Below are 13,651 nucleotides of genomic sequence, written 5' to 3' on the forward strand. Positions count from 1 at the left end.
GCGCGTTCGAATCGCAATCTTGTGAACACTTTCCATGTTCGTTATGTTCGTAACCATGGACAGATCACTTCGGGCCGGCCGGCTGGCCACGTTCGCCTACTTCGTGCTCAACGGCTTCATCATGGGGATCTGGATCGTCCACATCCCCACCGTCGAGCAGCGGACCGGCGTCAGCCACGCACTGCTCGGCTGGCTCCTGCTGCTGCTCGGCGGCAGCGCCTTCGCCGGTATGCAGTTGGTGGGGCCGCTCACCGACCGGTTCGGCGCCCGCAGGGTCGTCCCGGTGAGCGCTGCCGTGTGCAGCGCGGCGCTGGTGCTGCCCGGCCTGGCCACCAACGCCTGGACGCTGGGCGGCGCGCTGGTGGTGCTGGGCTTCGGCAACGGCTGTCTGGACGTGAGCATGAACGCGCACGCGGTGCGGGTCGAGCGCGGCTACGGGCGGCCCATCATGTCCGCCTTCCACGCGCTGTTCTCCATCGGCGGTGTGATCGCCGCGCTCGTCGGCGCGCTCACCCTGCGCGCGGGCTGGAGCGCCGCGACGACGCTCGGCATCATGGCGCTGCTGGGCGTCGTCGCGGCCGCTCTCGTCGCCCCCGCGCTGCTGCGGCCCGAGCCGGCCGTCCATGAGGACGGCGCCGGCCCGGCGGCCTCGGCTGGCAAGCGCAAGACACCCCGGCGGATCTGGATCCTGGCCGTGCTCGCCTTCATGCTGATGCTCTGCGAAGGCGTGGCCAACGACTGGAGCACGCTCCAGCTCCATGACGTACTGGACGCGCCCGCCGCCACCGCCGCCTTCGCCTACGGGGCCTTCGCCACCGCCATGACCGTCGGCCGCCTGCTCACCGACCGGGTGGCCGCGCGGGTCGGAGCGGTCGCGGTGCTGCGCTGGGGCTCGGCCCTGGCCGCCGGCGGACTGACCCTGGCCGCGCTGTCCCCGGCCGTTCCCCCGGCGCTGGTCGGCTGGGCCCTCTTCGGAGCCGGTCTGTCGGGCTGCATCCCGCAGCTCTTCAGCGCCGCGGGCCACACCGACCCGGAAGCGGCCGGTACGAATGTCTCCCGTGTGGCAGGGCTCGGCTACCTCGGCATGCTCGCCGGACCTGCCGTGATCGGACCGCTGACCGCGTTCGTACCGCTCAACGTCACGTTCTTCCTGCCCGTGGCCTTCTGCGTACTGGCCTGCTTCACGGCCAGGATCCTCGACGCGAAGCCGTCGGCGCCGGCGGACGCGGCCGAGACCCCGGTCGCCAAGACGGCGGCGTCCCAGGAGGCATGAGCCGGCCCCGCGCCTGGCTATGCTCGACCCCATGCCGAGCCCTGCCGTGTCCTACTTCTCCGCCCCTGACGGTGTGCGCCTCGGCTACCGGGAACTGGGCGAGGGCAGGCCGCTGGTCCTGCTGCACGGCATCTCCCTGGACGGGACGATGTGGCTGCGCCACGGCCAGGCCGAGACGATCGCGGCGCACGGCTACCGGGTGATCCTGCCGGATTTCCGCGGGCACGGTACGAGCGCGAAGCCCCATGAGGCCGAGGCGTACCCCGCCGACGTGCTGACCGACGACGCCTTCGCGCTCCTCGACCACCTGGGTCTTGACGACTACGACCTCGGGGGCTATTCGCTGGGTGGCCGCATCGTGGCGCGGCTGCTGGTGCGCGGCGCCGCACCCCGGCGGGCGGTGGTCGCAGGCCAGGGACTGCGGCAGGTGCTGGGCTTCGGCGGCGGGGCGGGCTCGTTCATGCGGCGGGTCTACGCCGGGTCGGAGTCGTTCGCACCGGGTTCGCCGGAGGAGCGGGCCGCGCAGCGGCTGCTGGCGGGCGCCGGGGACCCCGTCGCTCTCGTCCATGTGCTGGATTCGATTGTCGCCACGCCCCTGGAACTGCTCGGCGGTGTGCACGTACCGACCCTCGTGCTGGTGGGCAGCGAGGACGAGCGGGCCGGTTCGGCGGACGAGCTGGCCGAGGCGCTCCCGTACGGGAAGCGGGCCGTGGTGCCCGGAAACCACGGGACGGCGACCGCCGTCCCTGAGTTCACCGCTTCGATCGTGGACTTCCTGACCGACCGCCGCTGATTCCCCTGTTCACCCAGTCCGTACACCGCCGGTCCTGGCGATAAACCTGATGCCTGGCGAGATCGCCGCATCGAAGTAACTCGACCTGCATCCCGGGCGAGTTGGACGTATGCCCCGTTACGGTTCCTTGGTGTCTGGACGGATTGCCGGCGATTCACCCCCTACCCCCTGCTATCTCCTCTTGTGCTCTCTCCGTCTTTTCTCGCCTGGCGCGCGTACGCCCATCACCGCCGTCGTAGAAGTCGTAAAGGAGCAGTCGCCCGATGACCGTAGAGACCAGTCAGGAAGCACCGGCGGAGCCGCCTCCGCAGTCCAGCCTGGGCACCGCCGCCGCGCGCAATCTCGCCACCACGACCAAGTCAGCGCCGCAGATGCAGGAGATCACCTCCCGCTGGCTGCTGCGGATGCTCCCCTGGGTCGAGACCAAGGGCGGCACGTACCGGGTGAACCGCCGGCTGAACTACACCGTCGGCGACGGGCAGATCGAGTTCGTCCAGGACGGCGCCGATGTCCGCGTGGTCCCCCGTGAGCTGTGCGAACTGGCCCTGCTGCGCGGCTTCGATGACGACGAGGTGCTGGCGGCGCTCGCCGGCCGGTGCGTCCAGCGTGACTTCCGCGCGGGCGAGGTGCTGGCCGAACGCGGCGCCCCCGCCGAGCAGCTCCATCTGATCGCCCACGGCCGGATCAAGCAGACCTCCGTCGGGAAGTACGGCGACGCGGTGACCGTCGCCACGCTCGCCGACGGCGGCAGGTTCGGTGAGAACGCCCTGCTGGACACCGAATTGACGTGGGACTCCACCGCCACCGCCGAGACCTCCGGCACCCTGCTCACCCTGTCCCGGGCCGACTTCGACGCCGTGCTGTCCTCGGCGCCGGGCCTCCGGTCCCATCTTCAGGAGTTCGGTTCGCTCTCCGACCGGCGGCAGAACCGGCACGGCGAGGCCGAGATCGCCATGTCGGCCGGTCACACCGGAGAGGCCCGACTCCCGGGCGCGTTCGTCGACTACGAACTCCACCCCCGCGAGTACGAACTCTCCGTCGCGCAGACGGTGCTGCGCGTCCACACGCGCGTCGCCGACCTCTACAACGGTCCGATGAACCAGACCGAGGAGCAACTGAGGCTCACGATCGAGGCGTTGCGCGAGCGCCAGGAGTACGAGCTGATCAACAACCGCGAATTCGGTCTGCTCCACAACGCCGCGTTCAAACAGCGCATCGAGACGCACTCCGGGCCGCCCACCCCCGACGACCTCGACGATCTGCTCTGCCGCCGCCGCGGCACCAAACTCTTCCTGGCCCACCCCAGGACGATCGCGGCGATCGGACGCGGGTTCAACGCCTGCGGGCTCTACCCGGACCACATCGACCTCGGCGGCCAGCGGGTGCCTGCCTGGCGCGGGGTCCCGATCCTGCCCTGCAACAAGATCCCCATCAGCAAGGAGAACACCAGCTCGATCCTCGCCATGCGCACCGGCGAGGAGAACCAGGGCGTCATCGGCCTGCGCCAGACCGGTCTGCCGGAGGAGTACGAGCCGGGCCTGTCCGTGCGGTTCACGGGCATCAACGAGCAGGCGATCATCTCGTACCTGGTCACGACCTACTACTCGGCGGCGATCCTCCTGCCCGACGCGCTCGGCGTGCTGGAGAACGTGCAGATCGCCCACCGGCCCGACTAGGGCGCCGCCCTGTCGGCGGCTTCGGCCCCATCGGCGCCGAAGCGCCACCAGCGAAACCCACCACCTCACCTAGGAGTTACGGATGTCCGATCCTGGGCTTTCCCCTCTGGAGCTGAGCCCCGTCCTGGAACGGCTCCTGTGCGGCCCGAGCGGTCTGGGCACGGCCGGTCTGCACTTAGGCCGCCGACGCGCGGAGCCACCGGCTCCTGCGGAGCCCGCCCCACCGACGGAGGGGGCGCCGGGGGCCACACCGGACAGCGCGTCGGACAGCACGTCAGTGTCGGACAGCGCGTCGGTGTTGGACAGCGCGGACAGCGCACCGGGGGCGGCAGCGGAGGCCGCTTCGGAGGGCACACCGATCCCGGGCCTCTACCACCACCCGGTGCCCGAGCCCGACGCGGCGCGGGTCGCGGAGGTCAGCCGCAGGATCAAGACCTGGGCGGTGGACGAGGTCCAGGCGTTCCCGCCCGAGTGGGAGGACCAGTTCGACGGCTTCTCCGTCGGCCGCTACATGGTCGCCTGCCATCCGGACGCGCCCACCGTCGACCACCTGATGATCGCCACCCGGCTGATGGTCGCGGAGAACGCGGTGGACGACTGCTACTGCGAGGACCACGGCGGCTCACCCGTGGGGCTGGGCAGCCGCCTCCTGATGGCGCACACGGCTCTCGACACCCTGCACACCACGAAGGAGTACGAACCGGCCTGGGCGCGGTCGCTGGAGTCGGACGGCCCCCGGCGCGCCTACCGCTCCGCCATGGCGTACTTCACCCAGAAGTCCACCGCCTCGCAGGCCGACCGGTACCGGCACGACATGGCCCGGCTGCATCTGGGCTACCTGGCGGAGGCCGCGTGGTCCGAGACGGACCACGTGCCCGAGGTGTGGGAGTACCTGGCGATGCGCCAGTTCAACAACTTCCGCCCCTGCCCCACCATCACCGACACCGTCGGCGGCTACGAACTGCCCGCCGACCTGCACGCCCAGCCGGCCATGCAGCGGGTCATCGCGCTCGCGGGCAACGCCACCACCATCGTCAACGACCTGTACTCGTACACCAAGGAACTCGACAGCCCCGGCCGGCATCTGAATCTGCCCGTGGTGATCGCCGAACAAGAAGGCATGTCCGACCAGGACGCCTATCTGAAGGCGGTCGAGGTCCACAACGAACTCATGCACGCCTTCGAATCCGAGGCCGCCGCCCTGGCGGCGGCCTGCCCCGTCCCGAACGTGCTGCGCTTCCTCCGGGGCGTGGCCGTGTGGGTCGACGGCAACCACTACTGGCACCGCACGAACACCTACCGCTACAGCCTGCCCGACTTCTGGTAAGGAGCGCATCTCACTGTGACCAGCACCGAACTCACCAACGGTACCTCTGTGTTCATCCCCACCCCCGCCTCTCCCTACCAGGGGGACATCGCCCGCTACTGGGACGGGGAGGCGCGGCCGGTGAATCTGCGCCTCGGCGACGTGGACGGGCTCTACCACCACCACTACGGCATCGGCGACGTCGACCACGCGGCCCTCGGGAAGCCGCACGAGAGCGGGTACGAGAAGCGGCTGATCGCCGAGCTGCACCGGCTGGAGTCGGCGCAGGCCGAGGTCCTCCTGGACCACCTCGGTCCCGTCGGGCGTGCCGACACACTCGTGGACGCCGGTTGCGGCCGGGGCGGTTCGATGGTGATGGCCCACCAGCGGTTCGGCTGCAACGTCGAGGGGGTCACGCTGTCGGCCAAGCAGGCGGACTTCGCCAACCGCCGCGCCCATGAACTCGGCATCGACGACCATGTCCGCGCGCGGGTGTGCAACATGCTCGACACGCCCTTCGAGACCGGGCAGGCGGCGGGCTCCTGGAACAACGAGTCGAGCATGTACGTCGACCTGGACGACCTGTTCGCCGAACACTCCCGCGTGCTCGGGGTGGGCGGCCGGTACGTGACCATCACCGGCTGCTGGAACCCGCGTTACGGCCAGCCGTCGAAGTGGGTCTCCCAGATCAACGCGCACTTCGAGTGCAACATCCACTCGCGCAGGGAGTATCTGAAGGCGATGGCCGACCACCGCCTCGTACCGCAGGCGGTCATCGACCTGACGCCTGAGACGCTGCCGTACTGGGAGCTGCGGGCCACGTCCGAGCTGGTCACCGGCATCGAGGAGGCGTTCATCAACTCGTACAGGGACGGCTCGTTCCAGTACGTCCTGATCGCGGCGGACCGCGTCTGACCGGCGCGTAGCACCGGCCGCCGTCCGGGAGGTCCGGGGTCCGGCACCCCGGGCTCCGGACCTTCCACCGGCGGACGGTGCCCGGTCGGCCGCGTCCGTACGGCGGGCTTCCTCAGCCGTCCGTGCCGGCGGGACCGGGGCGCAGCAGGTAGGTGTCCATGATCCAGCCGTGCCGGGCCCGCGCTTCGGCGCGTACCTGCTGGATGTGGTCGGAGACCTCGTCCAGCGGCCCGGCCACCAGGATCTCGTCGGGTGTGCCGATGTAGGCACCCCAGTAGATCCACAGGCCCCTGCCGGTCAGATGCCGGAACGTCTGGTGACCGTCGAGCATGACGACGATGTCGCCGTCGTCGTCGGGGAAGCCTTCGGCGAGGCGGCGGCCGGGGGTGATGTGGACGGGCCGGCCGACCTGGTTGAGGGGGACACGGTGGCGTGCGGCCAGGGCGGAGACGCTGCTGATGCCGGGGATCACCTCGTGGTCGAAGGGCACGTCGCCGCGGGCCTTGATGTCTTCGAGGATGCCGAGCGTGCTGTCGTACAGCGAGGGATCGCCCCACACCAGGAACGCCCCGCACTGACCGGGCGCGAGTTCGTCGCGGATGAGCCGTTCGCAGACGTCGGCGCGCCGCTCCCGCCAGTCGTGGACGGCCGTCGTGTAGCCGGCCCGTTCGTGCTGGGTGCGGTCACGCCAGGGGTCGTCGGCCTCGACGACGCGGTACGGGCCGGACGCGTGCGCGTCGAGCATGTCCCGGCGCAACTGGGTCAGGGCGTTCTTCTCCGGACCCTTGCCGAGTACGAAGAAGACCTGGGCCCTGCCGATGGCCTTCACGGCGGCGAGTGTCAGGTGGTCGGGGTCGCCTGCCCCGATGCCGATGACCAGGAGGTGCCGCGGCTCAGTGTCGCTCATGGGGCGATTGTCCTCGCTGTCCGCCTCAGCCGCCGAAGAAGTCACCCAGGGAAGCGGCGACGGCTTCCGGCGCCTCTTCGGCCATGTGGTGCCCGGAGTCGATGCCATGTCCGTGTACGTCGCCGGCCCAGCGCTTCCAGGGGTCCACCGGGTCGCCGTACAGGTCCTCCAGATCGTCACGTAGCGACCACAGGATCAGGGCGGGGCAGCGGAGCCGCGCACCGGCGGCGCGGTCGGCTTCCTCGTCGCGTCGGTCGATCGTGAGACCGGCGCGGTAGTCCTCCAGCATGGCCCGGACCACGGCGGGATTGCGGGTGGCCTGCCGCCACTCGTCGTAGTTCTCCTGCCCCATGGTCAGCGGATCGCCGCGGTACCAGCCGTCCGGGTCGGCGTTGATGACACGCTCCGGGATGTCCGGCTGGGCGAAGAAGAACCAGTGCCACCACCGCGTCGCGAACTGCACGCTGATGCGGGCGAGATGTTCGGAGAGGGGCACACCGTCCAGGAACGCCACGCGCGACACCGCTTCGGGGTGGTCGAGGGCGAGCCGGAACGCCACGTAGCTGCCGCGGTCGTGGCCGGCCAGTGCGAACCGTTCGTGGCCCAGCGCGCGCATCACGGCGACGAGGTCGTTCGCGACGGCGCGCTTGGAGTGGGCGGAGTGGTCCGCCGTCGGCGCCGGGCCCCGCGAGCGACCGTATCCGCGCAGGTCGGGGCAGACGACGGTGAAGCCGCGCCGGACCAGCAGCGGTGCGACGCGGTGCCAGGTCGCCGACGTCCGGGGGTGGCCGTGCAGCAGCAGCACCGGCGGGCCCTCCCCCGCGTGGCGGACGAAGATCGACGCGTCGTCGACCTGCCGGTGCTCAGCCGCGAAGTTGTCGAACATCGCCCCTCCTCTCGCACAAATGGCAGCCCCCTCACGTCCCGGTACCCGCGACGTCCGTGCACAGTCACCCTGGTCAGCGGGGGATGAGGTCAGCGCGGGCTGAGGCCGTGCACCGTCAGGCCGAGGAGGCGGTGCGCCTCGGCGACGGGGTCCTGGTGGTGCTCGGTGGCCAGGGCGATGCCGGTGACCAGCGTGACCAGGTCGGCGACCGTCACATCGGCCGGCACGGCGCCGGCCCGTGCGGCGTTGCGCAGCAGCGGGTCGACGGCCCCGCCGAGCTTCGCCGAGCAGACGTTGACGTGCTCGGCGTCGTCCGCCCCGTCCTGGACCAGCGCGTCGGCCATGCCCCGTGCGGAGGCGGAGTACGTGGTGAGGTCGCCCAGCCACTCCAGCAGTGCGGCCCGCGCGTCGGCCGCGTCGGCCAGCTCCGCCGCGCGGGCGCACAGGACTTCGACCCGCTCGCTGAACACCGCCTGCAGCATCGCGCGCCTGCCGGGGAAGTGCCGGCGCACGGTCGCTGAGCCCACTCCAGCGACGCGGGCGATCTGTTCGAGGGAGGCACCGCCGCCGTGCGCGGCGACCTCCGCCTCGGCGACGGCGAGGATGCGCGCGTAGTTGCGCCGGGCGTCGGCGCGCTGGACGGTCATGGCGTCATCTCCGGGGTTGCTAAGTGGCGGGGCCCTCCGTATCGTACCGGAAGGTAAGTGGCGGGCCTCGCCACTTAGCTGCGCTTCTTCACGACCCGAGGATCACCATGACGACACCATCCGCACCCGCCCTGGTCATCGGCGCCACCGGCCGGCAGGGCGGCGCCACCGCCCGCGCCCTGCTCGCTTCCGGCATTCCCGTCCGGGCGCTGGTCCGCGACCCCGCGACCGACCGGGCGAAGGCCGTCGAAGCGCTCGGCGCCGAACTGGTCACCGGCGACTTGGACGACCTCGGCTCGGTGACCCGCGCCGCCGAGGGGGCGCGCGCCGCCTTCTCGGTCCAGATGCCCGACATGAACGGGCGCGGCTTCGAGGGCGAGGTCGCCCAGGCGGCCAACCTGATCGAGGGCGCGCGGGCCGCGGGCGTACCGCAGTTCGTCCACACCTCCGTCTCGGGCGCCGGGCAGCACACGAGCTGGGTCAAGGACGACTGGGCCTGGATGGAGCCGTACTACACGGCGAAGTCCGGGATCCAGGACCGGGTGCGCGAGGCGGGCTTCGCGCACTGGACGCTGATCAAGCCGGGCTTCTTCATGGAGAACTTCCTGCCGTCCCTGGAGATCATGTTCCCGCGAGGAGTCGAGGGCGGCCTGGTGAGCCTGCTGAAGCCGGCGACCCGGCTGTCGCTGGTGGCGGTCGACGACATCGGCACGGCGGCAGCGGCGGCGATCGCGGAACCGGCACGGTTCGACGGGGTCGAACTGGAGCTGGCGAGCGACAGCCTGACGATGGCGGAGATCGCAAACGTGCTCTCCCGCGCCGCGGGGAGGGAACTGCCCGCGCCCGACATGACGAAGGAGGAGGCGCTCGCGGCGGGAATGCCCGACATGGGATTCGGGCAGTCCCACCTGAACGAGACCGCCCAGCCGGCGCACCCGGAGTTCGCGAGGGCCCTGGGCCTGCCGCTGACACCCTTCGAGACGTGGGTACGGACGAGTTGGCCGGCGTGACACCGACCGCATTCCCGTCCCTGCTGGGCGTGTTCGCCCACCCGGACGACGAATCCCTCCTGGCGGGCGGAGTGCTGGCCCAACACGCGGCCACCGGCGCGCGCACATCGGTCGTCACGACCACCTGGTCCCCGAACAGCCCCCGCGCCGCCGAACTGGCGTCCGCCTGCGCCATCCTGGGCGCCGGCCAACCCCACATGCTGGGCTACGCCGACGCCCGCAACGAAGCGTCGTCACCGGGCCGCCGACGGTTCGTCGACGCACCACTGGACGAGGTGATCGCCCAACTGGTCGAGCGGGTAAGGGCGTTCCGCCCGGAAATCGTGATCACCCACGACGCCCTGGGCCAACTAACAGCCCACCCGGACCACCGCCACACCCACCGGGCAACGCTGTTGGCGGTAGAGGCGTCAGCCCTCGCCCACCTCTACCCGGAAACAGGCGCACCCTGGCAACCGAAGGCCGTCTACGCAGCAACCCACCCGGCGTCCGGGGTGGCCGACTTGGGTCCGCTCCTGACGCAAGTAGGCAAAACGGTCATGACGGTGCCGGACGAATACGTGACGGCGACGGTGGACGTGACGGAGCGACTGAACGAAAAATGGCAAGCGATCCGCTCCCACCAAAGCCAGTTGAAAACCCCCCGCTCACTCCCCGCCCTCCTGTCCACCCTCGCGAAGGAGCCCCGCGACCGAATCCTGAGCACGGAGCACTACACCCGCATCAGCTTCACCCACCCCGGAGTCGGCCTGCGGCAACAACTCGACGGACACCCATGAGGGCAACGACGGCCGTATTCTGCGTCAGTGCCCGACTGACGGACCAACAGCTACACACCTGAGGAACGAGCCCTAATTGCCCGATATGCCGGATTCAACGAAGCTGGCGCGAACCTGGGCCCCGCACGACTAAAACCGCAGGCCACGAAGACTGCTCCCCGCCCACGCGGGGATGGTCCCGCGCGACCCGCAAAGGGCCGCACCCGGGACGTCTGCTCCCCGCCCACGCGGGGATGGTCCCGAGGCCAACCTCGCGGCACGCAAGCCCAAGACCTGCTCCCCGCCCACGCGGGGATGGTCCCGGTCGGCCGCGCGTGAGCCGCTGATCAGCCGGCTGCTCCCCGCCCACGCGGGGATGGTCCCACGATCTCAGGGGCTGCACGGTCGCTGTCTGCGTGCTCCCCGCCCACGCGGGGATGGTCCCCACGGCTTACACATTTTCCTGACCATCATCACGTGCTCCCCGCCCACGCGGGGATGGTCCCCCCTGACCTGCCGCCCCCGGAGCAGGTTGAGGGTGCTCCCCGCCCACGCGGGGATGGTCCCAGTGGCCCGTCGCTGGCGAGCCGCCCCTCGGCGTGCTCCCCGCCCACGCGGGGATGGTCCCGTCGGCCGACCAGACTGTGTCGATACCGAAGAGTGCTCCCCGCCCACGCGGGGATGGTCCCACGTGGCAAGGGCAGAGCAGCATGGGCAACTCGTGCTCCCCGCCCACGCGGGGATGGTCCCGTGTGCTTGGGCCAGAGCACCCACCCCGGCGGCTGCTCCCCGCCCACGCGGGGATGGTCCCGCGGTCGAGCAGGGCGTCTGGGACACCCTGCACTGCTCCCCGCCCACGCGGGGATGGTCCCTCGTCGGCCATGATTGCGTTGAAGGCCCGGTCCTGCTCCCCGCCCACGCGGGGATGGTCCCGCAAAGCACCGACTCTCCTTCTTCCGTGGCAACTGCTCCCCGCCCACGCGGGGATGGTCCCTCGCCCGGAGGGGCCACCTGCCCCGGCGCGGGGTGCTCCCCGCCCACGCGGGGATGGTCCCGAGGTCATGAAGTTCATCTCGCCGATCAAGGTGTGCCACGATTACGTCAGCGTGCTCCCCGCCCACGCGGGGATGGTCCCAAGGACTTCCAGTCGGGCACCGTGGAGACTTCGTGCTCCCCGCACGCGCGGGGATGGTCCCTCGGGAGCGGCTGCGTCCGCATGGACGGCGGTCTGCTCCCCGCACGTGCGGGGATGGTACCTGGGCGGCCTGGTTCTCCGCGGTGTACTGCGGCTGCTCCCCGCCCGCGCGGGGATGGTCCCATCGCCGCTAAGAACGGCCGTGGGCTACCGCCGTCCTCCGCCAGGGCGTCCAGGATCGGCCTGCCCCCGACCAGTCGGTCCGGGTGGAAGTTGAGCGTCACGCGCAGCGCCGGGTCCAGGGGGGCTCCGTAGGAGCACTCCGTGACGTGTCGCAGGGCCCGTTCGTACGGCGTCGAGGAGGCTGTCGAGGAGGTGGTCGAGGACGTTCGGGAACTCATCGGCGCAGTTTCGCGTACGCCCGGAACCCCGCGCACGCGCATTACCGCCTCGGTCCGGCGGCGATCTTGTACCGTTACGCGGCATGACGTCCTGGTTGCCACTGCACGCGCTCCCCCGGCTGATCGGCGCCGTGCTGTTCGGCGTCGTCGTGGGCGTGCTCGTCGGCATTCCGGCCGAGAACCCGGTCGGTCTCCTCACCGGCATCGCCGTGACCGAGACCGTCTTCGTCGTGACCGGCTGGTTCGTGCTGTGGCCGATGGACGCCGGCCGCACCCACCGCAACGCCCAGCGCGAGGACTTCAAGCCCGCGATCGAGGAACTCGTCGTCGTCGCGACGGCGCTGTGCGGGCTGGTCGGCATCGTCGTCCTGCTCCTCGCGGGGAAGTCGCGGCAGGGCAACGCCGCCGCCGCGCTCGCGCTCGCCGGCGTGTTCATGGCGTGGGCGGCGCTGCATCTGATGTACGCCTCGCGCTACGCGTACCTGTACTACAGCCCGTCCGACGGCGGCATCGACTTCAACTCCGACGAGCCGCCCGCGTACCGGGACTTCCTCTACTTCAGCTACAACCTGGGCATGACGTACCAAGTGTCCGACACCGGTGTGTCCGACTCGACGATCCGGGCGGTCGCGCTGCGGCACTGCCTGCTCTCGTACGTCTTCGGTACGAGCATCCTCGCCACCACCATCAACCTCGTCACCGGAATCGTCACCGGGTGAGTCTCGTCGTTCTTCCGTCCGTGCCTCGCAGCATGCTTCCCGCCCGCCCAGGCATACTCAGGCTCTGCGTGCGCACCGGCGTCCGCGATAAGCAGGAGGTGGGCGATGGTGTCGGCGTCGGGGACCGAACCCCGCAAAGTCACGATCAACGATGTCGCCAGATCCGCCGGGGTGTCCCGGCAGACCGTGTCGCGGGCCCTGAACGACAAGGGGGAGATCGACGGCTCGACCAAGCAGCGGGTGCTCGACGCGGCCCGTGCGCTCGGGTACCGGCCCAGCCGGTTCGCCCGCGGGCTCGTTCGGCAGGACACCACCACCATCGGGCTGGTCATTCCCGATCTGCTCAACCCGTTCTTCACCGAGGTCGCCGCCGCGGCGCTGGAGGCGGCCAGGGCCCGCGGCTGGCATGTCGTCGTGTACGACACCGCCGACCGGGCCGAGGAGGAGCTGGGCACGTTGCAGGTGATCAGCTCCCAGGTGGACGCGGTCGTCGGGTACTTCAGCCGCCCCGAGGACGAGCTGGAAATATTCACCCGCGGCATGCCGGTCGTGCTCATCGGCCGTGAGCACCACACCGCGCGGTTCAGCTCGATCTGGATCGACGGCGCCGAGGGCGTCCACGCCGCCGTCGCGCATCTGGTCGCCCAGGGGCACACGCACATCGGCATGCTCGACCACCACGGCCGCGCCGAGCCGAGCATCCGCCGCGAGTGGTTCACCACGGCGGCCAAGGCGTACGACATCGACGCCGGCAGAGTGGTGGGCGCCGACCAGTCGGCGGACGGCGGTGGTGCGGCGCTGGGGACCCTGCTCGCCACGTACCCCGACGTCACCGCGGTGTTCACGTTCAACGACATCATCGCCATCGGCGCGCTGCGCGAGGCGCGCAGGCTCGGCAGGAGTGTGCCGCGGGACCTGGCCGTGATCGGCTTCGACGGTCTGCAGCTCGGCGCGCTCGTGGAGCCGCCGCTCACCAGTGTCGCGCTCGACACACGCAAGCTCGGCGGGCTCGCCATCGAGCAGGTGGCACGGCTGCTGACCGGCGGGGATCCGCTCGGTACCGCCGGTCTCGTCGTACGGGCCGAGCTGCGACTCGCCGGGTCCGCTTAACCTGCTGGACTCGTGGGTGACTCGAAAGTCTTGACACTCGACCGCACGGGAGCGCAAAATTTCGAACACTTTCCACCACGTGAGCGTTCCCGTGAACGTTCACGGGAACGCTCAC

Annotated in this window: 12 protein-coding genes and 1 CRISPR repeat array; of the genes, 9 read left to right on the forward strand and 3 right to left on the reverse strand. The window is 70.6% G+C overall.

The window, feature by feature from the left end:
• Positions 1 to 55 precede the first annotated feature (55 nt).
• The 5 genes from ACZ63I_RS16955 to ACZ63I_RS16975 all read left to right on the forward strand — a co-directional run bounded on the left by ACZ63I_RS16955 (position 56) and on the right by ACZ63I_RS16975 (position 5,963).
• Positions 56 to 1,273: an MFS transporter gene (locus ACZ63I_RS16955; RefSeq protein ID WP_469339367.1), complete on the forward strand. Its 1,218-nt coding sequence runs from the start codon at positions 56 to 58 to the stop codon at positions 1,271 to 1,273.
• A 31-nt stretch (positions 1,274 to 1,304) separates the two neighbouring features.
• Positions 1,305 to 2,066 carry an alpha/beta fold hydrolase gene (locus ACZ63I_RS16960; protein ID WP_469339368.1) on the forward strand — a complete coding sequence of 254 codons (762 nt, stop codon included), beginning with the start codon at positions 1,305 to 1,307 and terminating at the stop codon, positions 2,064 to 2,066.
• 263 nt (positions 2,067 to 2,329) lie between these two features.
• Positions 2,330 to 3,742 carry a family 2B encapsulin nanocompartment shell protein gene (locus tag ACZ63I_RS16965; protein WP_469339369.1) on the forward strand — a complete coding sequence of 471 codons (1,413 nt, stop codon included), beginning with the start codon at positions 2,330 to 2,332 and terminating at the stop codon, positions 3,740 to 3,742.
• Positions 3,743 to 3,824: 82 nt separating this feature from the next.
• Positions 3,825 to 5,069, forward strand: a complete 1,245-nt coding sequence (locus ACZ63I_RS16970) for a family 2 encapsulin nanocompartment cargo protein terpene cyclase (protein WP_469339370.1) — start codon at positions 3,825 to 3,827, stop codon at positions 5,067 to 5,069.
• Positions 5,070 to 5,084: 15 nt separating this feature from the next.
• Positions 5,085 to 5,963, forward strand: a complete 879-nt coding sequence (locus ACZ63I_RS16975) for a geranyl diphosphate 2-C-methyltransferase (RefSeq protein WP_469339372.1) — start codon at positions 5,085 to 5,087, stop codon at positions 5,961 to 5,963.
• 112 nt (positions 5,964 to 6,075) lie between these two features.
• Here ACZ63I_RS16975 and cobF read toward each other — a convergent pair whose 3' ends face one another.
• From cobF to ACZ63I_RS16990, 3 genes are all read right to left on the reverse strand, one after another.
• A complete protein-coding gene (cobF, locus tag ACZ63I_RS16980; protein ID WP_469339374.1) occupies positions 6,076 to 6,870 on the reverse strand; it encodes a precorrin-6A synthase (deacetylating) in 795 nt (264 codons plus the stop codon).
• 25 nt (positions 6,871 to 6,895) lie between these two features.
• The gene (locus tag ACZ63I_RS16985) at positions 6,896 to 7,756 is read right to left on the reverse strand and encodes an alpha/beta fold hydrolase (RefSeq protein ID WP_469339376.1); all 861 of its coding nucleotides are present in this window, start codon (positions 7,754 to 7,756) and stop codon (positions 6,896 to 6,898) included.
• 89 nt (positions 7,757 to 7,845) lie between these two features.
• Entirely contained in the window at positions 7,846 to 8,403 is a 558-nt protein-coding gene (locus tag ACZ63I_RS16990) for a TetR/AcrR family transcriptional regulator (RefSeq protein ID WP_469339377.1), read from the reverse strand.
• Positions 8,404 to 8,510: 107 nt separating this feature from the next.
• Between ACZ63I_RS16990 and ACZ63I_RS16995 the strand changes: the two genes are divergently transcribed.
• The 4 genes from ACZ63I_RS16995 (at position 8,511) to ACZ63I_RS17010 (ending at position 13,536) form a co-directional block, all read left to right on the forward strand.
• Complete coding sequence (locus ACZ63I_RS16995) at positions 8,511 to 9,413, forward strand: NmrA family NAD(P)-binding protein (protein WP_469339379.1); 903 nt, start codon at positions 8,511 to 8,513, stop codon at positions 9,411 to 9,413.
• Positions 9,386 to 10,192 carry a PIG-L deacetylase family protein gene (locus ACZ63I_RS17000; protein WP_469339381.1) on the forward strand — a complete coding sequence of 269 codons (807 nt, stop codon included), beginning with the start codon at positions 9,386 to 9,388 and terminating at the stop codon, positions 10,190 to 10,192. Before ACZ63I_RS16995 ends, ACZ63I_RS17000 begins: the two co-directional genes overlap by 28 nt.
• Before the next feature lie 151 nt (positions 10,193 to 10,343).
• Positions 10,344 to 11,489: direct repeats of the CRISPR family, unit length 29 nt; unit sequence GTGCTCCCCGCCCACGCGGGGATGGTCCC.
• Between the two features lie 301 nt (positions 11,490 to 11,790).
• Positions 11,791 to 12,426 carry a DUF1345 domain-containing protein gene (locus tag ACZ63I_RS17005; RefSeq protein WP_469339383.1) on the forward strand — a complete coding sequence of 212 codons (636 nt, stop codon included), beginning with the start codon at positions 11,791 to 11,793 and terminating at the stop codon, positions 12,424 to 12,426.
• Positions 12,427 to 12,531: 105 nt separating this feature from the next.
• Positions 12,532 to 13,536, forward strand: a complete 1,005-nt coding sequence (locus ACZ63I_RS17010) for a LacI family DNA-binding transcriptional regulator (protein WP_469339385.1) — start codon at positions 12,532 to 12,534, stop codon at positions 13,534 to 13,536.
• Positions 13,537 to 13,651: the final 115 nt, after the last annotated feature.

This window comes from Streptomyces sp. NPDC087906 (assembly GCF_055584925.1).